The sequence below is a fragment of the Micromonospora olivasterospora genome, from assembly GCF_007830265.1.
Lineage (GTDB): Bacteria > Actinomycetota > Actinomycetes > Mycobacteriales > Micromonosporaceae > Micromonospora > Micromonospora olivasterospora.
The window spans coordinates 337,193-358,212 of the sequence record NZ_VLKE01000001.1; the positions used below are offsets into that span (position 1 = coordinate 337,193).

The 21,020-nt window shown below is 68.1% G+C and carries 17 protein-coding genes and 1 pseudogene; 6 read left to right on the forward strand and 12 right to left on the reverse strand.

Annotation, left to right across the window (positions count from 1 at the left end):
- The first annotated feature begins 62 nt into the window (after positions 1-62).
- Both JD77_RS01265 and JD77_RS01270 read left to right on the forward strand, forming a co-directional pair.
- Positions 63-914 carry an alpha/beta fold hydrolase gene (locus tag JD77_RS01265; protein ID WP_170286345.1) on the forward strand — a complete coding sequence of 284 codons (852 nt, stop codon included), beginning with the start codon at positions 63-65 and terminating at the stop codon, positions 912-914.
- 47 nt (positions 915-961) lie between these two features.
- Entirely contained in the window at positions 962-1,612 is a 651-nt protein-coding gene (locus JD77_RS01270; protein ID WP_145772667.1) for a TetR/AcrR family transcriptional regulator, read from the forward strand.
- A gap of 69 nt (positions 1,613-1,681) precedes the next feature.
- On the opposite strand, the gene JD77_RS01275 is transcribed toward JD77_RS01270, so the two are convergent.
- Positions 1,682-2,455 carry an IclR family transcriptional regulator gene (locus tag JD77_RS01275; protein ID WP_170286346.1) on the reverse strand — a complete coding sequence of 258 codons (774 nt, stop codon included), beginning with the start codon at positions 2,453-2,455 and terminating at the stop codon, positions 1,682-1,684.
- A 38-nt stretch (positions 2,456-2,493) separates the two neighbouring features.
- Here JD77_RS01275 and JD77_RS01280 point away from each other — a divergent pair, with 38 nt between their 5' ends.
- The 3 genes from JD77_RS01280 to JD77_RS01290 all read left to right on the forward strand — a co-directional run bounded on the left by JD77_RS01280 (position 2,494) and on the right by JD77_RS01290 (position 5,335).
- Positions 2,494-2,952, forward strand: coding sequence for a hypothetical protein (locus JD77_RS01280; protein ID WP_170286347.1), 459 nt, complete (start codon positions 2,494-2,496; stop codon positions 2,950-2,952).
- A gap of 65 nt (positions 2,953-3,017) precedes the next feature.
- A complete protein-coding gene (locus tag JD77_RS01285) occupies positions 3,018-4,136 on the forward strand; it encodes an acyl-CoA dehydrogenase family protein (RefSeq protein WP_145772670.1) in 1,119 nt (372 codons plus the stop codon).
- A gap of 8 nt (positions 4,137-4,144) precedes the next feature.
- Entirely contained in the window at positions 4,145-5,335 is a 1,191-nt protein-coding gene (locus JD77_RS01290; RefSeq protein ID WP_145772671.1) for an acyl-CoA dehydrogenase family protein, read from the forward strand.
- Here the strand turns inward: JD77_RS01290 and JD77_RS01295 are convergent.
- The 9 genes and pseudogenes from JD77_RS01295 to JD77_RS01335 form a co-directional block, all read right to left on the reverse strand.
- Positions 5,332-5,989 (reverse strand): annotated as a pseudogene (locus JD77_RS01295) (IS630 family transposase); the annotation flags it as partial. The gene JD77_RS01290 and the pseudogene JD77_RS01295 sit on opposite strands and share 4 nt — an antisense overlap.
- A gap of 73 nt (positions 5,990-6,062) precedes the next feature.
- Entirely contained in the window at positions 6,063-7,106 is a 1,044-nt protein-coding gene (locus tag JD77_RS33220; protein WP_145772672.1) for an amidohydrolase family protein, read from the reverse strand.
- The gene (locus tag JD77_RS01305) at positions 7,103-8,299 is read right to left on the reverse strand and encodes an acyl-CoA dehydrogenase family protein (protein ID WP_145772673.1); all 1,197 of its coding nucleotides are present in this window, start codon (positions 8,297-8,299) and stop codon (positions 7,103-7,105) included. Before JD77_RS01305 ends, JD77_RS33220 begins: the two co-directional genes overlap by 4 nt.
- A gap of 30 nt (positions 8,300-8,329) precedes the next feature.
- Entirely contained in the window at positions 8,330-9,427 is a 1,098-nt protein-coding gene (locus tag JD77_RS01310) for an acyl-CoA dehydrogenase family protein (RefSeq protein WP_170286348.1), read from the reverse strand.
- 103 nt (positions 9,428-9,530) lie between these two features.
- Positions 9,531-10,091: an IclR family transcriptional regulator domain-containing protein gene (locus JD77_RS01315; protein WP_145772675.1), complete on the reverse strand. Its 561-nt coding sequence runs from the start codon at positions 10,089-10,091 to the stop codon at positions 9,531-9,533.
- A gap of 354 nt (positions 10,092-10,445) precedes the next feature.
- Positions 10,446-11,309, reverse strand: coding sequence for an alpha/beta fold hydrolase (locus JD77_RS01320; RefSeq protein WP_145772676.1), 864 nt, complete (start codon positions 11,307-11,309; stop codon positions 10,446-10,448).
- A gap of 98 nt (positions 11,310-11,407) precedes the next feature.
- Complete coding sequence (locus tag JD77_RS01325) at positions 11,408-12,145, reverse strand: branched-chain amino acid ABC transporter ATP-binding protein (RefSeq protein WP_145772677.1); 738 nt, start codon at positions 12,143-12,145, stop codon at positions 11,408-11,410.
- On the reverse strand, positions 12,142-14,877 hold the full coding sequence (locus JD77_RS01330; protein ID WP_145772678.1) for a branched-chain amino acid ABC transporter permease/ATP-binding protein: 2,736 nt from the start codon (positions 14,875-14,877) through the stop codon (positions 12,142-12,144). The genes JD77_RS01325 and JD77_RS01330 overlap by 4 nt, the downstream gene beginning before the upstream one ends.
- A gap of 82 nt (positions 14,878-14,959) precedes the next feature.
- Positions 14,960-16,168, reverse strand: a complete 1,209-nt coding sequence (locus tag JD77_RS01335; protein ID WP_145772679.1) for an ABC transporter substrate-binding protein — start codon at positions 16,166-16,168, stop codon at positions 14,960-14,962.
- A gap of 385 nt (positions 16,169-16,553) precedes the next feature.
- Between JD77_RS01335 and JD77_RS01340 the strand changes: the two genes are divergently transcribed.
- Positions 16,554-18,158 (forward strand): AMP-binding protein, encoded by a 1,605-nt coding sequence (locus JD77_RS01340; RefSeq protein ID WP_145772680.1) that lies wholly within the window; start codon positions 16,554-16,556, stop codon positions 18,156-18,158.
- 290 nt (positions 18,159-18,448) lie between these two features.
- On the opposite strand, the gene JD77_RS01345 is transcribed toward JD77_RS01340, so the two are convergent.
- The gene (locus tag JD77_RS01345) at positions 18,449-18,889 is read right to left on the reverse strand and encodes a hypothetical protein (protein ID WP_145772681.1); all 441 of its coding nucleotides are present in this window, start codon (positions 18,887-18,889) and stop codon (positions 18,449-18,451) included.
- A gap of 98 nt (positions 18,890-18,987) precedes the next feature.
- On the reverse strand, positions 18,988-20,946 hold the full coding sequence (locus JD77_RS01350) for an APC family permease (RefSeq protein WP_145772682.1): 1,959 nt from the start codon (positions 20,944-20,946) through the stop codon (positions 18,988-18,990).
- Between the last annotated feature and the right edge of the window lie 74 nt (positions 20,947-21,020).

Below are 21,020 nucleotides of genomic sequence, written 5' to 3' on the forward strand. Positions count from 1 at the left end.
GGTTGGCTGAGGCCATGACAGCAACCACCGCTCGCCCACGGCCACGGCGCCCCGCGCCGACCATGCTCGAGGCCGGCGACGGCACGCGCGTGGCGCTGCACGATCTCGGGGGCGACGGACCGGCCGTGCTGTTCGTGCACGCCACCGGCTTCCACGGCTGGGCCTACCGTTCCATCGCCGGCCACCTGACGTTCCCCGCTCACTGCTGGGCCGTCGACCTTCGCGGGCACGGCGACTCCGACCCGCTGCGTCCGGACAGCCTGTCGTGGGACGAGTTCGGGCTCGATATCCTGGCGGTCGTCGACCACCTCGGCGACGGGATCGTGGCCGTCGGACACTCGCTCGGCGGTGCGGCGGTCGCGATGGCCGCGGCCGCCAGACCGGAGGCCTTCGACCGGCTCTTCCTGTACGAGGCGGGCATCGTGCCGCCGGCGGACAAGGTCGAGGACAGTCACCGTGTCTACCAGCAGCAGGCGGTGGATGTGGCCTCGCGGCGACGGCCGGTGTTCGGCTCTCGGGCGATCGCCTTGGAGAACTACGCGAGAAAGGCTCCCTACGCCGGCCTGCGCGCCGCCACGCTCTACGACTACGTGGACCACGGGTTCGCCGACCTGCCGGGCGGTGAGGTCCAGCTCAAGTGCACACCTGAGACGGAGGCCGCGATCTACCGCGAGACGTACCGCCAAACCACTCGCGACGGCCTGGGGCGGATCGCCTGCCCCGTGCAGGTCATGATGGGCAGTCGGACCGATCCCATGCAACGGGCATCGGCGCACGACCTGGCCGAGCGGTTCGGGGGTGATCCTCTCGTCCTCGACGGGGTCGATCATTTCGGCCCGCTCCAGGACCCCGCCCGCTTCGCGGCCGCCGTGGCACAGTCACTGGCACCCCACCACGAGCCCGTCCGGCACTGACGTGCGACGATGGCCACGGATCGCGGACGAGGGACTAAGGTTTGAGCGTGACGGATAATCACGAAACGTCCTCCAAGGGGGTTGGTTCGACGCGGGAACGCCTCATCGAGGCGGCGATGAAAGCGTTTTCGGCATCCGGTTTCGACGGCGTCTCCGGTCGTCAGATCGAGCGGATGGCCGGTGTCGAGCGAGGGCTGCTGGCGTACCACTTCGACACCAAGCAGCGTTTGTGGGAGACGGTCGTCGACCTGGTGCTCGATCGATGGACGGACGAGATGTTCGCCCTGCACGAGGCGCTGCGCGACGTCTCCCGCAGTGAACGCGCCCGCGCCATGCTCATGGCGTACGCCCGCTACAGCATGAGGAACCCGGAGTTCTTCCGCATCCTCGTGCTCGAGGGCTACGTGCGGACGGAACGAAGTCGCCACCTCGCGAAGCACCTGTGGTCCGGCGTGCAGGTCTTCCGCGAGACCTCCCACCCCGACCAGACCTACAGCCCGGCCGAGGTCATCCAGATCTTCCAGATCATCGGGGCGGCCGGTGCGATGTCGGCGATGACGGCCTATCTCGACGACGACCTGGCGGACAGGCTGACCAGTCCCGACGTGATCGAGATGTTCGCTCGAACGCTCGCGACGTCCTCCGCTCCCCGTTCCCAGCGCGGCAACCAGGACGACCTCTCCTCGTCGTTGCCCTGAGCACGACCGCGAGGCTGGGTGCACGGACCAGCTCGAGGCGAGCAGATGTCACCGGGACGCTCGCCACAGTCAGGCCAGCCACTCGGAAATCTCCTGGGCAGTACGCAAGACATCGCGCGCGTCGGTGGGCGCAAGGGCGCGAGCGTAGACGCGCGTGATGGAGACCGCGGCCACCACACGATCGTCGACGGCAACGGGGGCGGCCACACAGAGAACTCCCGGCTGCGACTCGTGAACGTCGTAGGAGAGCCCGGTCCGCCGGATGTCCGCGAACTGTTGGAGCAGCACACGCGGCAGGACGATCGAGCCGCGTGACACCTGCGGCAGCGGCTTGGACATCACCGACCGGATGACATCTACGCTGGAGTAGGCCAGCAGACACTTGCCGAGCGCGGTGCGAACGGCCGGCATAGTGCCGCCCACCCGGGTCGGCACGACCGTGCCACCACGCGCGGTGAGCTTCTCGAGGTACAGCACCTCCTCCTCGTCCAGCACCCCGAAGTGGATGGTGGCGTTCGTGCGCTCGAACAATCGCGCCAGAGGCTGGCGCGCCTGCTCAACGAGTCGCACCCACTCGGACGAGCTGAGCGCCGACTGCAGCTCGAACCATGCATGTCCCAGACAGTAACGTTGGCCGTTGCGCCCCACCAAGCCTTCTGCCATCAACTCTGCGAGCACCCGGTGCGTGGTGCTCTTCGGGAGACCCGCGTGCAGCGCGACGGAGGTCACGCCCACGTCGCTGCCTCCAGCCTCGGCCAGCGAGCGAAGCACGCGTGCCGCCTTGGCGATCGACGACAGGTTCTCGTCGGAATGGATCGCACGCCCAGCGCTGAGTGTGGTCATGTCGTACCCCATCTCCGTTGCACCGATCGTCGCGCTCGGTGCGCATCGCCTTGTCGCCTGACGAATTACTGGTAGGCTACTACGGCATCTGGCAGGCCTCAATCGCCTATGATTTGGTGATGCACGCAACATTTTCGGCGGGAGGGCTCATCACGACGCACGACTACGCAGGCTCTGAGCCCCACGACACCCGCGGCCCGCTGCTCGAGTCCGCAACGACCGCCTTCGCGACCCATGGCTACGACGCCGCCTCGATCCGCTCCGTCGAACGCGCAGCCGGCGTCGAGCGGGTCTTCCACATCGCCGGAGTGGCGCTCTGCTCGATGGCCGCATCGGCGCACTTCGACGACGACCTGATGCGCCAGCCCAGATCGAACCGTTCGATGACCTGTTCGCAGCCACTCTCGCGTCCCGTTTCATCGGACCGTCCCGGGACTGACGGCTTCGGCGAGGGACGGAGAGGAACGCCCGGCGGGCGCGTCGTCCCGCAGAGCTGAACGACGCGTTGCCCGGCGGTCACCGGCGATGCAACCATCGACCCGACTTCCAAAAGGGGGCAAACGTGGTCGAATCGACTCTGACCCAGGAACAGCTAGCGGTGCGCGACCTCGCTGCCGAGATCGCACGCGACGTGCTGGCCGAGACGGCCGCTGCGTCGCAGTCGAGCCGCCGCGTGGACGACGGTGCGTGGAGGGCGCTGCACGAGAGCGGTCTCGTTGCGCCGGTCGCCGAGGCCTTCGGCGGCGATGGCGTGCCCGACACCGTCAGCCACCTGATGGCGGTCGAGGAGCTTGCGGCCGGCGATCCCGCTTCGGCCGCCGCCGCAGTGTGGAGCGGTCACGCAGCCGTCCTCATCGGGGCCTGTGGAGACGACGACCAGAGAGCCCGCTACCTGCCTCGGTTCCTCGACCCGAGCACACGGTCCGCGGTGGCCCACCTCGAGGGCTTCGGGCGGCAGCCATCTGAGCTGCGCGCGACCATCACTGCCGAACACGGTGGTGGCTGGCGAGTGACGGGCCGCAAGGTGGCCGTCGCGTTCGCCGCAGAGGCGGATCCGCTGGTCGTGGTCGGGACCGATCCGTCGACAAACGCGCTGCGCGCTGCGGTGCTCGAGGTGCCCGACAAAGCCCGCTGCCAGATCGAGACGTCCGATCACCTGGGGCTCGACGCAGTGCCGCTGTCCAAGGTCACCCTCGACCTGGGCGTACCTCACAACCGCATCATCGGCGATACCCCTGCCGCCTCCCGCTCGCTGTCCGCAGCGATCACCCGATGCCGCCTGACCAACGCGGCATTGATGATCGGCGCGGCCCGCCGTGCCCGCGAGTACGCCGCCCGCTACGCGACCGAGAGGGTCGCCTTCGGCCGCACCCTGTCGGAGTTCCAGGGCGTCGCGTTCCTCATCGCCGACGCGGAGACCCAGCTCATGGCCGCGCGTTTGTCCATGCTCGACGTCGCCTCCCGGCTCGACGCCGGAGTCACCGAGCTGGAGCGCCGGACCACGCACACCCTCAGCTACGCAGCGAACGTCTCGACGCAGGTCACGCGCGATGCGATCCAGGTCATGGGTGGGCATGGATTCATCACCGACCATCCTGTCGAGCGGTGGTATCGCGCGGTCGCCGGGCTCGCGTCGCTCGATCTCGACCCGCTCTGTTCCTCCTTCGCACCCGCTCTCTGAGGAGATCCATGTCCGTCGGTCTCGACATCAGCAACGAACTGAAGGCGTACCGCGAGAGCCTGAAGGAGTGGGGCCGAGAGGCGGTGCGCCCGTATGCACGTGAAGCCGACGAGACCCATGCTCTCCCCGGACTCGCCGCCACCATCCTCGACTCGGCACCGGTGCCTCTCGATCGCTACGACGTACCGACCGACGGACTGCCCCCCGTACCCGACGGCGACATCGTGCGCCGGAATGTCTGGTACGAAGCGGTCGCGTACTGCGATATCTGGCTCAGCGAGGCACTCAGCCGGGGCGTGGGTCACCTCGTCGTCGATGCCGTCGGCACGGCCGAGCAGAAGGAGCGCTGGCTCCGGCCCGTGCTCGAGGGCGGGCGGATCACGTCGCTCGGCCTGTCGGAGCCGGACGCCGGCTCCGACACGAGCCGCATCGCCACCACCGCCACGCGCGAAGGCGACGTCTGGCGGATCAACGGCAGCAAGATGTACTGCAGCTACGGCGCCATCGCCGACTACGTCGTAGTCTTCGCGTCGACCGACAGGGAGCGTGGCCGCTCGGCCATCCTCCCCTTCATCGTAGAGAAGGACACTCCTGGTCTGACCGTCCTCCGACACAACGAGGACAAGCTCGGCCTGCGCTGCTGGACCACCTCCCAGCTAGCCTTCGACGACCTGATCGTCCCAGCCGACCACCAGCTCGGCTGGACGGGCGAGGCGGCAACGTCGCTGACCGCCAACGGGCTCGACGCCGCTCTCGCGAGCCTGAACCACAACAGACCCAACGTCTCGGCGCAAAGCGTCGGCCTCGCCCAAGCCGCGCTCGACCTGACCGCCGATCTCCTGCGGGACGACCGAGCATCGTTCTCGCCGAATCGGTGGCGGCTGGTCGAGACCGAGCTCGAGCAGATGAACGCGGCACTGCACCGCTCCCGCACGATGAACCTTCATGCCCAGGCGCTGGCGGACACCGGCGTCCACAACAGGCTGGAGGCGTCGGCGGCCAAGGCGTACGGGCCGCCGACATCAGAGCGTGTCGTTCGTCGGTGCATGCAGCTGCTCGGACCGGACGGTTCGTCGAACGAACTGCTGCTGGAAAAGTGGTACCGCGACGTCAAGATCCTCGACATCTTCGAAGGCACCGGCCAGATCATGCGACTCCTGATCAGCCGTCAGCTGATGGGTCGCCGGGCCGCGAGCTAGTGTGCTGAGTCGTTAGTTCGTTGGCAGTATGCGGCGATCGTTTCGAGGATGTCGTCTGCCGTCTTGGTCCACACGAACGGTTTCGGGTCGGCGTTCCACGCCTCGATCCAGGCGGTGACGTCGGCTTCCAGCGCGGCAACGCTGCGGTGGGCCGAGCGGCGGAGTTTGCGGTTGGTCAGCTCGGCGAACCAGCGTTCGACCAGGTTGAGCCACGACGAGTACGTCGGGGTGAAGTGCAGGTGGAACCGGGGGTGCTTGAGCAGCCACTGCGCGATGGCGGGCGTCTTGTGGGTGGCGTAGTTGTCCAGCACCAGATGCAACTCCAGCTCCGGCGGGGTTGCCCCGGTCGATGGTGCGCAGGAAGCGCAGGAACTCCTGGTGGCGGTGTTTGCGCTGGGTTTGGCCGATCACCTTGCCGGTGGCCACGTCCAGGGCGGCGAACAGGCTGGTCGTGCCGTGGCGGACGTAGTCGTGGGTCACCCGGCCCGGGACACCGGGCATCATCGGGGCGGTCCGGTCGAGGGTCTGGATCTGCGACTTCTCGTCCACGGCGAGGACCATGGCGGCCTCGGGCGGCAGCTCTTCGAGCGTCTTCGTGATCACCGCCTCGACCTGGGTGTCGCCGATCTTCCGTGGCGCACTCGGACGCGGCTCGTGGTCGGTGATCTCACCCTCGAGGGCCGACTCCACGAGCGTCACGGCGGACGCGCCCGAGGCTTCGGCAGGCTCAACCCGTCTGCAGGCCACCTCTGATCCGCGCGACGAGCCTCTCGGCGTTGCTGCGGCCGACCGCGTCGAGGCGGTCGTCCGGCCACGCGCCGGCCACGGAGTCAAGCACGCGCTGCGAGGCCGTCTCACGCGCCGCGAACGGGTAGTCGGTCCCAAACATGACGTGGTCCTCACCGAACCGGGTGACCGCGAGCTCGAGGGACTCGACGTCGTACGTCAACGAGTCACTCCACAGTCGTCGGGCGAGTTCGACCGGTCGGGGACGCCCGGGAGTGCCCAGCGCCACGCCGCGGTCGATGCGGCCCAGAATGCCCGGCAGGGTCCCGCCCCCGTGCGCCAGGCAGATCGTCAGGGCGGCCCGGTCGACCAACAGGTCCGAGACGAGCAGACCTGCGGCCGCGGCCCCCGTCTCGGTCGGCATGCCGACCCCGAAGGTCAGTCCCATCGGCGCGAGGCGTGGATCGGTCGTCTCGTCGACGGGATGCACGAACACCAGCGCCCCCAACCGGTCCACGGCATCGAAGAACGGCGTCAGCGCCGGGTCGATGAGCTCCCGGTCCCCGACCCGGGTGCCGATCTCCACGCCCGCGAAGCCGAGCTCGAGCACACATCGCTCGAGCTCGGCGATGGCTGCGTCGACGTCCTGCAGCGCGACGCTGCCGAGCCCGACGAAGCGGTTCGGAGCGCACGACACCATCTCCCCGATCGCGTCGTTCACCGCCCGCGCCAGCTCCCGTGCACCATAGGCCGGAGCCTCGTGGCACAGGATGGCGGGGATCGGCGACAACCACTGCACGGCCACGCCCTCGGCTTCCATGTCGCGCAGCCGTGCCTCGATTGACCAGCTGCGGTCGTCGACGGTGCGGTACGTCGCCGAACCCAGCCTCAGCTCCGCCGTGACGTCGTCGACCATCCGCACCGACGGCCAACGCCCCCAGGGCACTCGCTCCTCGAGGTCGGGCAGCTCGAGCGGGACGACGTGGGTGTGCACGTCCACGAGCCCCCCGACGGCGGGCCCGCGCTGCGCACCGATCGGGATCATGCCTTGGAAGCCATGCGCCCGATGTACGCCCGCGAGACTCCGATCCGGTGCATCTGGTTCGTCCCCTCCGTGATGTCGAGGAACTTGACGTCGCGGTGCCACTTCTCGACCAGGTGCTCCTTGGAGGAACCGGCCGGGCCCATCATCTGCATAGCCCGGAAGGTCACGGCCTCGATCACCGGTACCGCGTGCCCCTTCGCGACGTGGGCGAAGGTTCCGTCCGCTGTCCCGAGATCGTGTCGCCAACCCGCGCGCAGAACGAGGTTGCGGACACGGTCGAGTCCGTGGCGCATCTCCTTGACCTGGTCCTCGAGAAGATCCCAGCGCTTGGACGAGTAGCCCTTCTCGTGCTCCTTGACCCAGCTCCACGCGTAGTCGAGTGCACCTCGCGCCGTGCCGATCCCGATCGCAGCGCAGTACGGCCGTGTGCCGTTCATGATCGCCATGATCTCGCCGAAGTTGTCACTCGGCAGGCGCCGGTCGTCGTCCAAACGGATGTTGTCGAACTGGAGCTGGGCCTGGGGGTACCACCGGGTGCCCATCTTGTCCTCCGCCCGCTTCACCACGCTCAGTCCCGGGTCGTTGCGATCCACGATGAAGGCGCGTATCCCTGCGAGACCGGACCCCGGGTCCGTCTGGGCGAACACGACCAGGTAGTCCGAGATCGCCCCGAGCGAGATGAAGCGCTTCTGCCCGTTGAGCACCCACTGGTCGCCGTCGCGCGCGACGTTGGTCCTGATCTGCGAAAGGTCGGAGCCGCAGTGCTCTTCGGTCATGCAGATGGAGGTGAACTTGTACTCACCGCGCAGCGTGCCGTCGGCCCACTTGTCGATCTGCTCGGGCGATCCGAGCAGCCGCACGGCCCGTTCGCCGAGGTTGTTGCCGGGGAGGGCCTGCCAGCCCCACCCGTCCCCGTACGCCATCTCCTCCATCACCAGCAAGCCGAGCAGGTCGCCCCCGCCCTCGAGCTTGCGCAGCACCTCGGGGTCATCGGTGTGCCCAGGCCCGGAGTAGCGGAAGTCCAGTGGGCTGTGCCGCACCGGGCACACGGCCAGCACCTCGTCGGTGTCCGCAGGGAACGCGCAGTTGTCGTCGACCTCACGGGCGCGAGGCCGCACGTGCGTCACTGCCCACTCGTGCACGTCTGCGAGCAGATTGCGCGTCTCGGTGGAGATGTCCATTGCCAATGCCATGATCGATCCTTCGTGCGTGGTGAATGGATGTCAGCGACCCAGAACCAGCGGGCTGAGGAGGGGGTCGAAGTCGATGGCCGAGAGCACGGCCGCACTGCGGTACACCCGCTCGGCCGGATGGTCGGCGATGACGCCGTGCACGCCCATGAGCTGGACGCCCTCGCGAGCGGCGTTCCGGTAGAGCTTGCCGATCTGTGCCACGCACCGCGACACCTGCAGCTCCGCGTCCTCAGCATCGGGTGACCGGGTGAGGGCCTCCCACAGGGCGAGGCGAAGGGTCTCGATCTCCATGAACAGATCGGCGAGGACGAAGGAGACACCCTGGAAGCCGACCAGCGGCCTGCCGAACGCGACCCGCTCGCGGCCCCAGTCGGCCGCGTACCGCGTCGTCGCCTCCGCGCTGCCGAGTGAGACGGCGGCCTGAACGAGGCGAGACACGGAGACCGCACCCACGAGACCATCTCGTCCGAGCTCGGCCGAGGCGGGCAGTCGCAGGTCGTCGATCCTCGCGGTGGTGGCCAACCCGAGGGCTGCCAGCGCGACGCGGCGATCATCCGTGCCTTCGAAGGTGACGGCCGACGGGGCACCTTCCACCACGAAGCCGACCAGCCGGTCGGTGTCGTCGCGGGCGATGATCACGGACACGCCAGACTCGCCAGCGAACGCGACCGCCGTCTTCTCGCCGGAGACGACCCACTCGTCGCCGTCACGCCGGGCCCTCGTCTCGATCTCGGACGGAGCACGACCGTAGCCCTCGAAGAGCATCAGGCTCGCCGGGGCCAGGGGGGACTCCGCGAGCCTGGGCAGGTAGGTCTCGCGCTGGTCCTCGGTGCCGCACGCGGCGATGATCCAGGCGACCTGCCGAGAGGTCACCCAGCCCAGCGCAAGCGCGGGGTCTGCCCATGCGAGCTTCTCGGCCGCGATCGCGAAGCTCAGCGGGTCCCCCGTCCCGCCGGCGAACCCGTCCGAGCCGGGCATCGAGACCCGGCTGAGTGCACTGGCAAACTCGCTGGGCACCGAACCCTTCTCCTCCGCGATGGCGGCGAAGGGCCGCAGCGTCTGCGCCGCGAGCTCCTGCAGCTCGTCGCGCAGGGAGATCTGACTGTCGTTCAGAGCAAGATCGAACACGGCCTGATGCCCTTTCCGGTGGATGCGAGGATCACATCCGTAGACGGTCGGCCACCGGCCCGTCAGTTTCCACTGGCTGTTCCGCGCACCTGAACCTGCTTGGTCACGTGCTGCGTAAGGCCTCGACCGGCAACCGGTCGGCGATCTGTTGCACGGTGCGGCGGACCTCCGCGGCATCGCTCGGTGCGAGGACGCGGGCCGGCACGCCGGCCAGCGACACCGCGGCCACGGCCTGCGGCCTTAAAAGACGAGTGCCGCGACACAGAAGACCGCTTGGCGTGACTCTTCTCGATCGTAGGCCAGCCTCGATCGCAGGCCAGCCTCGTCGTGCGGATGCCTCGATCCGCTGGAGCAACAGGCGAGGCAGCACCATGGACGACCGGCGGGCGCGAGGCATCGGCTTGACCAGGATCGTCCGCACCGTCGCGGCCCCGCTGATGGGCAGCAACGACTTGCCCACGGCCGTGCAGGTGGCCGGCACTTGCCCGCCCACCCGTGTCGGCCCAGCGGCGCCTCCCCTGGCGGTGAGCTTCTCCAGGTGCACCACCTCGTCGCCGTCCAACACCCCCAGATGCACGGTCGCCCCGGTACGTTCGAAGAGTCCCGCCAGCGGCACCCTGACGTAATGGGCCCGCTGGAGCCGCTCCGACGAGCTGAGCGCCAACGCAGCTCGAACCAGCTCGGCCCGAGGCTATAGCGGTGTCCTGACCGCCCGACGAATCCCTCGTTGATCAGCTCCGACAAGACCCGGCGAGTTTCTTCGGCGGCTCAGCGAAGCTGCGCGAGCTCGGTGACTCCGGCCTCGCCGTCGCCCGCCACCAGTGACCTCAGGACGCGCGCAGCCTTCGCGATCGAGGACAGTCCGTCGTTTGGGAGAGCATCGTACCCCGAGTCGCAGGCGTCACCGGACATAAGACCCATCCCGTCGACTTCGTCGGGCGGCGAAGCGGCGGCGCCGTCTCTATCGTCAGCAAGTCGAGTTCAGAAGCGCCGAACTGTGACGATCTTCGTCATACCCCTACACTGCTCCTGCCAGGAATTCGCGGAGCACGGCGACGAACCGATCGTGATGCTCGATCTGCGCCCAATGACCGCACTTGCCGATCCCGTAGATGCGGGCGTTCGGGATGTGCGTGAAGTAGTAGACCCCGGCGTCAAACGTTACGAATCGATCGTCACGGCCGTGGATGACCAGCGTCTCCTGCTGGATCGCCGCGAGGTCGGACGGGGTGAAGTCCCACGGAACCTCGAAGGTGAACGTCGCCCGGTGCGATGCCTCGACCTCGGGGCGCAACGCCCGCGGAAGACGCTCGGCGGCGATCTCGTGCAGGCGGTCACCGAACATCGACGGCTCGTAGACGAAGTCGGTCAGCAGCGCCGCCATTGCATCGACAGTTGGCTCGTCGTAGAACCCGATCAGCTTCGGCAGCGAAGGGCCGACCGGCAGTGGGGCACCACCGGAGCCCATCAGCACCAACCGATCCACCCGCTCAGGGATGTCTCGCACCATGCCGAGCGCCCACATCCCGCCCATCGAGTTGCCCACGACGGTGAAGGTGTCGATCCCCATCGCGTCGACCAGTCCTACCAGCGTCTCGACCCGAAGCTGGGTGTACGGCCCGAGAGCGGCGGGGCGCGGATCGGGCTGGCTTGAGTCGCCGAAGCCGATCACGTCGGGCGCGACGCAGTGGAAGTCATCGGCCAACTCCTCGAGGATCGCCTGCCAGTTGGACGCCGCGGTCGCTCCTGGACCCGACCCGTGCAGGAACAGCAGCGTCGGCGAGCCTGGGTCACCCGACTCGTTGACGTTGAACTCCAGGTCGCCGACACCGACGCGCTTCACGCGGACCGCGGGCGCTGTCTGCTGCGCTGCGCTACTCATGCTGCCCACTCTCACACGCGGACGCCCTCGGCGCGCAGAACGGTTCCACACGCCGGAAAGGCCCTGGGCTCCGGACGGGACCGTCCTCCCTTCCGGTCTCAGCCTCCTACATAGTGATCGAACACGTCACCGGCCATGAGCGTCGCAGGCTCCCCGTCGAACACGATCTCGCCACGCCGCATGACGTACGCTGCGTCGGCCATGGCCATCGCCCGGTCCACGAACTGGTCGATGAGCAGGAGCGCCGTTCCGCCTGTTGCCATGGCTCCGAGGAACTCATAGATCTTGTCGACCATCACCGGCGAGAGGCCCAAGGAGGGCTCGTCGACCACGATCAGCCGCACGTCCCTGACGTACGCCGCGGCCATGGCCAGCATCTGCTGCTCACCGCCACTCATCGTGCCGGCCTGCTGGCCGAGCCGATCCCCTAGGATCGGGAAGGCGGCCACTGCACGCTCGATCGCCTCGGTCTCACGGTCCGGCGAGGCCTGCAGCTGGAGGTTCTCCCGGACGGTCAGGGAGCGATAGACGGCCCTGCCCTCCGGGATGTGGCACAGACCCTGCTGCGCGCGCCGGAACGGCTCGAGTCGCGTGACGTCGTCGCCGAAGAACTGGACGCTGCCCTCCTTGACCGGCAGCAGCCCGCTGACGGCCCGAAGCAGAGTGGTCTTTCCCGCGCCGTTGGGTCCGACGAGGGCCGTCACCGACCCGGCGTCCACCCGCAGCGAGACGCCGCGCAGGACGTCTGTCTGCCCGTAGCCGACGCTCAGGTCCGAGACGAGCAGCGCCGCGTCGTTCTCGGGAGCACTCGTCGTGTCGATCGGGCTCTGGCTCATGGTGTCCCTCCGGTGACGAGACAGTTGTCGGCCTTCGGCAGGTGCTGGGCGAAGGACGATCCCAGGTAGGCCGCCTGCACCACTGCGCTGGCCGCGACCTCGGCGGGAGTTCCCTCGAACAACGGCTTGCCGAAGTCGATGACGTACAGGTAGTCGCACACCTGCATCACGAACGCCATGTCGTGCTCGACGAGTAGGATCGCGCAGTTTCTCTCCTGCACGACCCGCTCAAGCACCGCTCGGAGTCGATCGCTCTCGGCGTGGTCCAGACCCGCCGATGGCTCGTCCAGCATGAGCACGTCGAAGTCGCCGGCCAGGCAGCGCGCCACCTCGACGAGGCGGCGTTCGCCCGTCGACAGGTTGCCTGCGGGTACCTCAGCCAGGGCGGCGATGCCACACAACTCCAGCGCCGACTCGGTCGCGGCCGCGACCACGCTCCGCTCGCCGGGAGCGACACGTACGGCCATCTGCGACAAGGGATTCCACCCAGCCGCCGCCGCCTCCCGCCCCATGGCCACGTTTTCCCGCACGGTCAACGAGCCGCAGAGCTCCGTGACCTGGAACGTGCGCCCCAGACCCGCACGTGCCCGGCGTTGCGCGCTGAGGCCGCCGATGTCCTCCCCGTGGAGCAGCACGCGCCCCGTCGTGGAACGCACCAGGCCGCTGCAGGCGTTGAACATCGTCGTCTTGCCCGCGCCGTTGGGACCGATGAGGCCGGTGACCCGACCCATCGGTGCCGAGATGGTCACTCCGTCGACAGCACGCAGACCGCCGAAGTGGACTCTCAGTTCGCGCACGTCGAGACCATCCGCCCCGGGCGGGCGCGGTGCCGCACCTGGAACCGACGGCAGGTCCGCCAGCGTGACGGACCGGCCCTGTGGCGACCATGCGAACCTGGCGAGGAGGTCGCTGAAGCGCTTCGGCAGCGGGGCCGCGCCGCCCTGCAGGGAGACCGCGACGGCGAACGCTCCGAAGAGGAGGTTCAGCCAGTTTTCGAGGCCCTCGCCGTGCAGGTAGGCCGGAAGGATCGCGACGGGCAGTCCGAAGATCGCGTACCAGGGCGCGCCCAGCGGTGCGATCACGAAGATCACCAGCAGGACGAGCGAGTGGAACGACGTGTAGTTCGCGTCGACGTAGGTCGCGTAGCTGACGGTTGTGCCGTACAGGATCCCCGAGAGGCCAGCGAAGAAGCCCGATAGAGCGAACACGAGGACCTTGATGCTGCTCGTGGTGAGCCCCATCGCCTGGACCGCCGTCGGAGACTCCGAGAGCCCACGCAGCATGCGCCCCAGTCGGCCGCGGTCGATCAGGTACATGAAGACGGCTGTCGCGACCGTGATCGAGAGTAGGAGGTAGTAGAACGCCTCGTCGGTCTCGGCCCACGATGGCCTCGGCATCAGACGGCCCACGCCGTCGTTCCCGAAGGCGAAGTCGAGCGGATAGACCAACCGCTCGACCGCAATGCCGAACGCCAGGGTCGCCAGAGCGAGGAACAGTCCCCTCAGACGAATCGCCGGAAGGGCCACGAGCGCAGCCACGGGGACCACGACCAAGGCGCCCAGCAGCACGGCAGGGGCCCAGCCAAGCCCCGCCTGGGTAACGATCTGGGAGAATGTGAAGGCACCGATGCCCGCAAACGCGGCGTGACACATGGATACCTGACCGGAGGTCCGCACAAGCAGCCCCAGCGACAGGAGCATGATCATCAGCGTCAGTCCGTGCATGTAGTTGATCAGCTCCAGCTCGGCGTACCGTGGAGCCAGGGCCAGCAGACCCACGACGATGACCGCCATGATCGCCATCACGGATCCCGGCGCTCGCGTCCGCACCACGATGCGTTGCTGGGTCTGACGCGCTTCGCCGAGCTTCCGCTTCGGAGTGACCATCAGCGCCACGAGCAGGACGATGAAGGGCAGGCTAATCGGCAGGCCCGACAGCCAGGAGACCTCGATCGTCCATCGCTGCAGCAGCGCCGCTACGACGCCGAGCACGAGTCCGCCCACGGACGTCAACGGAATGCTGGTGAAGCCGCCGAAGGCGGCTGCACCGATCGCGGAGACCACGAGATAGGTCAGCGCGATCGACTCCAGACCGACCATCGGGGCCAGCAGGACCCCGGACGCGGACGCCAACGTCGATCCGATGATCCAGGCCGCGCGACGGACCCGGTTCGGGTTCGTGCCGTGGAGACCGACGAGTGCGTCGTCGTCGACCACCGCCCGCATTGCCAGCCCCATGCGGGACCGACGGAAGAACGTGTAGAGAGCCGCCGCGGCGAGCACCGCCACGCACGTCACCTGGAGCTGATCCCAGCCGATGTTGACGCCGGCGAGGTCGAAGGTCGACTTGCCGCCCGGCAGGTACTGATCCATCCGGAGCGGATCCGGGCCGAACTTTAGGGTGGCGAGCGCCTGGACCATGAGGATCATGCCGACCGTGCCGACGATCTGCAGCGCGACCCGGCGGTGCACAATGTGGCGTCCCACCAGCTCCAGCACCACCCCCAGGACGGCACCCAGCACCGGAACGGCGAGGGCGAACGCGATGGGCCATGGCACCCCGTGGACCTGCCAGAGCCAGTAGAAGAGGTACGCGGCGACCGCGGCGATGGCGCCGTGCGCGAAGTTGAAGATGCCCGAGGTCTTGTAGGTGATCACGAGTCCGGAGCCGGCGAGGCCGTAGACGGCACCCGTCGTGATGCCGGCGATGATGTAGGGCAGGAGACTGCTCATGAGGGGTTCCTTGGTCGTCTCGAGGCAGACGATGTCTCTGAAGCACCATCGTCATGGCGGCGCTCCAGAGACATCGTCGCGGCTACAGGCAGGTCGAGGCGAGCTCGCCCGTCTCACCGTTGCCCGACTCGCCCTGTGCGGGGAGCAGCTTCGGCGATGCGTCACCGGCGGTATACTCAGCCATCCAAAAGCAGTTGATCTTCGGCTGAGGGCCGTTCTCCGTAAAGGTCAGGGGCTGGGGCAGGAGCCCGCCGAGCGTCTCGTCCTTCACGCCGCTCAGCGCCTTCTTGACCCCCGCGGGTGAGACGTCGGCCACGTCGGTGCCGTCCAGCGCCTTGCGGAGCAGCTCGAGCTGCACCCACGTGGAGGTGGCGACCGGCGTCCGGGTGACGGTCTTGCCCGCGTGCTTGCTCATCGCGTCGTTGAAGGCCTTGACGCCGGGGTGATCGATCCACCACGGGAACGAGTTGATCGGCCCGATGAACGTGACGCCCTTGACCTTCGACATGGAGTCCTGGTTGAAGCTGGCCGTCGTCGTGCCGAAGACGCCCGCGTATCCCTGGCGGATGCACGCCTCAGCCACGCGGCTGCCGGGCACCGGCGAGAGGTCGAGCTGGATCTCGTCGACCTTCATGTCGATGAGCTGCAGGCACTCGGCCGTATAGTCAGGGGCGGACGACGTCACCTTCGGGCCCGAGTCGTACTCGATGCCTAGCTTCTCGGACGCGGCTGAGTACACGTCGCTGACGCCGGCGCAGATCGGGGACTCGGCACAGTACACGTTCCCGAGCTTCTTGACCCCGTGTGACTTTGCGGCCGTGACGACCGCGGGCACATAAGTCTCGGCTGCTGTCGTTGCGGCGTAGAGATTGCTAAGCTTGCCCACGGCACCGGGTGCGTACGACAGACCGAGCACCGGCACGCCGGACTTCTCCAGGTACTCTAGCACCGGCGCCTCCGCCGTGCTGTCGGCGACGATGACGGCCGACACCTTGTCGCGTTGCACCAACTGCCGGGCCACGGTGAGACCCGCAGCGGGGTCCGCCTTGGTGTCTCCGATGACAATTTCGACCTCGTGGCCCCCGATGCCACCGAGCTCGTTGGCGTACTTGGCCCACGCCTCAGCGACCGGGGCCGTCATGCCGACGAGGCTTGCGCTGTGGCCAGTGACCGAGGTGGCCACACCGATCTTGATGGGCCCTGCCGAAGCCGTACCGCCGTCGTCGTTACTGCCGCCACACGCGGTGACTATGAGTGCCGTGGTCACGATGAATGCCGCAAAGGTGGACATTCGGCGATGAAAGGGTGCGTTGATCAAGGGACTTCTCCAAAACCTAGACGGACCGCTGGAGGTTCGCTCGTGCTATGTCGACCGCGTCGCTCGAGCCCTCGGCGCGTGATGTAATGCACGACACTAGGTATGGGGGCTTGCGCCGACCGACAGCCGTTCAGCACACCGGAACAGTCTGGCGCGCGTGGGCACGCCGCGACGGGCCAGACCGCACCTGATTCGTCCGCCGCCGCGCCCGGTGAGCCGAACAAGCGTGGGCCTCGGTTCCAGAGATCGGAACATCGTCTCGCAGGGATCAGGATCTGTGTTCAAAGTCACGATGCACACCCGAAGCGACCCTGCCCCGATCCCGCGCCACTGAAGAAGTAAAGGGAGCCGCGACGCCATGAACGACCCGAAGGATGCTGGCGCATCGCACGATTTTGAGGACTTCACGCTGACGTCGCTGCTGCGGCGACAGGTCGACGAGCGGCCGGGATTCAGCGCGGTCCGCGACGAGGCATGCGAGTTCACCTACGCGGATCTGTGGACAAGCGCCGCGAAGCTGGCCGGAGGTCTTTCGTCGTTGGGCGTCGCCGAAGGCGACCACGTCCTCCTCATGCTCGACAACTCCGCGGACTATGCGCTCGCCGTCATCGCCGTCAACTTTCTGGGTGGTGTGAGCGTCCCGGTCAACACGATGCACAAGGGAACCATCCTCGAGCATGTCATTCGTGACAGCGGAGCGACGAAGGCAATCGTCGAGGCGAATCACTTTGACACCTTCCTGGTCGCCTGCGCCGAACCGATGAAGACGATCGTCGTCCGCGGGGACCTCGGCGCCACGCCGGCGATCCCGGCGACGCGCCTGGCCACCTTCGCCGAGGTTGCCGCCGCCGAGGCGGTGGTCCCCTTGGAGCGCAAGGTGTGGGACACCCTGCTCATCGGATACACGTCGGGCACGACCGGCAGTTCGAAGGGCGTCAAGCTGTCCAACGGGTACGCGCTGACCGTCAGCCATCCTGTGGAGCTCCAGAAGGTCACGTGGAGCGACCCGGTGTTCTACGTCGTCTGTCCCATGTTCCACATCACCGGGTTGGCTGGTGGCCTGTTCGCTGCGATCACGGCCGGAGGAACCACGCACATCGCGAGCCGCTTCAGTGCCAGTACGTTTGCCGAAGACGCGACTCGCGCCGGCGCGACCGCGACGACGCTGGTCGGCACCATGGCCGACTTCCTTCTGCGCCAGCCCCCGAAGCCGTCGGATGCCGACTGCAGCCTGCGCAGCGTGGCCATGATCCCGGTGCACCCGCGGGTCGAAGAGTTCGCCGACCGCTTCGGCGTGGAGGTTCGGACGTCGTTCGGCTCCACGGAGTCGAACGCCATCCTCACCGTGGACGACCGTGAGGGGATCGCTCGCAGGTCCTGTGGCAAGCCACGGAGGGGTTTCGACGTCCGCATCGTCGATGAGCACGACATGGAGGTGCCTCCCGGAACGGTCGGAGAGGTCATCGCACGCAGCGACCGCCCTTGGCTCATCGGTGGGGAGTACCTCGGGAACGTCGAGGCCAACGCGAGGGCATGGCGCAACGGATGGTTCCACACTGGCGACCTGCTCAAGCGCGACGCGGACGGCTACCACTACTTCGTTGACCGCACCAAGGACGCCATCCGTCGACGCGGAGAGAACATCTCCTCGGTTGAGGTGGAGCGCGAGGTGCTCGCCCATCCTGAGGTCGAGGTGTGCGCCGCGGTGGCGGTCGATGCCGAGCACATGGAGCAGGAGGTGAAGATCTACGTCGTTCGTCGCGCCGGCTCGACGCTGACCGAGGAGGTGCTGGTCAAGTTCCTCATCGACCGGATGCCCCGCTACTCGGTCCCGCGGTACGTGAAGTTCGTCGAGGACCTCCCGCGCACCGCCACGGCGAAGATCCGCAAGGACCTCTTGCGCAAGGAGTCGAACGACGACGTCTGGGATCGGGAGACCGCTGGAGTCCAGGTGCCTCGCTGATCTCGAGCGAGCTGCCGTCATCGGCCTGCAGGAACGCCTGTCCTCCGGCGCGACCGTCGTCGTGCTGAACGTCGTAGAGGCGGGACTGTACATAGCTCCTCTGTCAAGCTGGGGGTGTGGAGTCGGTGCGTAGGGCTTGGTAGACGACGTCGGATAGGCGTCGTTTCAGCACGCGGAGGGCTTCGAGGCCGCCGTCGCCGCCGGGAGGTTGCCCGTCCTTCGCTGGCTCCGTCACCCCACAGACATACCAACCCGCACGCCGTTCCTCCCCCGGACCGCCGAACATGGCCTCAGGTGGACGCCGCCGCGGGCAGGTCCAGCACCAGGAGCTGGTCGTCCGGGCCGACCAGCACGCGGTGCCGCCGGGCGTACGCCTGCGCGGCCGGACCGAAGGCCGGGTCGCCCCGCGGGACCACCCGACCGAGGCCGGTACGGCACCGGCCGCCCCGGCACACCTGAACCTCGGCCGGTCGGCGGAAGTGCCGCCACCAGCACTTGTCCGAGGCGTCGCCGACGAGCACGACATACCGCTCCCCCGCCACGGCGTAAAGCACCGGGAGGCTCACCGCCCGCCCGTCGGCGGCGCGGTATCGCACCTCGCACAGTTGCCCGTCGAGCAGGCCATGCAGGCGCCGGGAACGCAGGACCGCCAGAATCAGCCGGTTGACCACGGCCGGCGGCCGATGGGCGTGCCGGTGCCGTCGGGCGGGACGGACGTCGCTGTCAGCCATGAGTTTCCTCCAGGTCCGCGTACCCCCTCGATGTTCGCCCCGGGCGGGCCCGGGTGCAGGGTCTTGCGGCCCGGTCCGTCGGACGCGTCGGGAGCGGGTCAGCCGGTGTGCACGTGCGGCCGCCGAGTCGGGTCGGGTTCCTGCCGACGCAGGATCTCCCGGGTGACGGGGGCGATCTCACCCTGACCGAAGACCAGGTAGCGCAGGAAATTGCCGGCAGGGTTGCCCTCGGTCCACTCGAAGTAGATGTGGGGGCGGCGATGGGTCAGGTCGCGGATGTGTAGCAGGAGCGCGGCGAGGGCGTTGGGCACGGAGGAACTGGCCAACCGGAGCACCCGGTACCTGCCATGCACGATCGCCCCGCTGACGTGCAACTCGGTCTCGAAATCCGACGGATCGGTGACGGTGACCTCGACGAAGATGACGTCACTGTCGGCCGGAAAGTCATTGTCCTTCACGATCTGGGCCAGTTTGTCGCGATACTCGGCCGGATTCCCCGTGCTCGACTCGTGCGCGATCAGCCGGATGCGCCGCCGGGCGCAGTCGACGACGAACCGCCGGGCCGTCGCGTCCAGTTCGACCGCCTCGACCCGCAGCTCGAACGCCCGGAACAGCCGGGAAAGCAGGGACACCGCGATGATGCCGGCGATGAATGCGGCGGCGATCTTCACACCGTCGGGCCGCTCCACCACGTTCGCGATCGTGGTGTAGACGAAGATCACCGCGATGATCCCAAACGCCACCGTACGACCGTGCTGGCGCCGGTGTCGGGCGGAGAGCGTCACCGCGGTCGCCGCCGACGTGATCAGCACCAGCACGCCGGTGGCGTAGGCGCCGCCCTGGGCGTCGACGCTGGCGTTGAAGATCACCGTGATCAGGAACGCCACCGCGGTGAACACCAGCACCAGCGGTCGCACCGCGCGGGCCCACGTGGGCGCCATGCCATAGCGGGGCAGGTAGCGCGGGACCAGGTTGAGCAGGCCGGCCATCGCCGAGGCGCCGGCGAACCACAGGATCGCGATGGTGGACAGGTCGTAGACGGTGCCGAACACCCCACCGAGGTGCTGGTGCGCCAGGTACGCCAGGGCCCGCCCGTTCGCCGGCCCGCCCGGCTTGAAGGCGTCGGCTGGGATGAGCACGGTGGTGACGATGCTGCTGGTCACCAGGAAGATGCTCATGATCACGGCGGCGGTGGTGAGCAGGCGACGCGCGCCCCGGATCCGCCCGGCCGGCGTCGCGTCGGTGTCGTCCGGGTCGCCCTTGATGTGCGGCATGACCGCGACGCCGGTCTCGAAGCCGGACAGGCCCAGCGCGAGCTTGGGAAAGACGAGCAGCGCGATGCCGATCATGAGTAGCGGGTCGCCGTGCTGCGCGGTCAGTGCGGTGGTCCAGTCGCCGACCACGGTGGGGTGAGTGAGCACCCGCCAGAGCCCGTCGACCACCACCACGGCGTTGAGTGCCAGGTATACCCCCACCAGCCCGACGGCGATGCCGATCGCCTCGGTGAATCCCTTGAGGAACACCGCGCCGAGCAGCGCCACCAGCAGGAGCGTGACGATCACCGGGTGGCCGCGCAGGCTGTCTGGCCAGAACGGGTTCTCATCGATGTGCGCGGTGGCATCGGCCGCCGACAGGGTGATGGTGATGATGAAGTCGGTCGCCGCGAAGCCGAGCAGAACCAGCACGAACACCTTGCCCTGCCAGTAGGTCAGCAGCCGCACCAGCATCGCGATGGAGCCCTCACCGTGCGGGCTGTCGTGCGCGACCCGCCGGTAGACCGGCAGCGCCCCGAGCAGGGTGACCAGGACCAGCACCAGGGTTGCGATCGGGGACAGCACGCCGGCGGCCAGCGCCGCGATGCCCGGCTGATAGCCGAGGGTGGAGAAGTAGTCCACGCCGGTCAGGCACATGACCTTCCACCAGGCGTGGCGGCGCTGCTGCGGCGGGCGGGCGTACGGGCCCTCCCGAGCCGGGCGGGCAGCCGTGTCGGCCAGCAACCAGCCCCGCAGTTGGCGTTTCTCCCGTTCCCGTACCCGGTCGCGCGCGCTGACGCTCATCGTGCCTCCCCAGTTCTCCGGTAACCGGAAGAGCGGGCCCAGCACGTACCTGCTGGCCGGGCAAGACCCAGGCG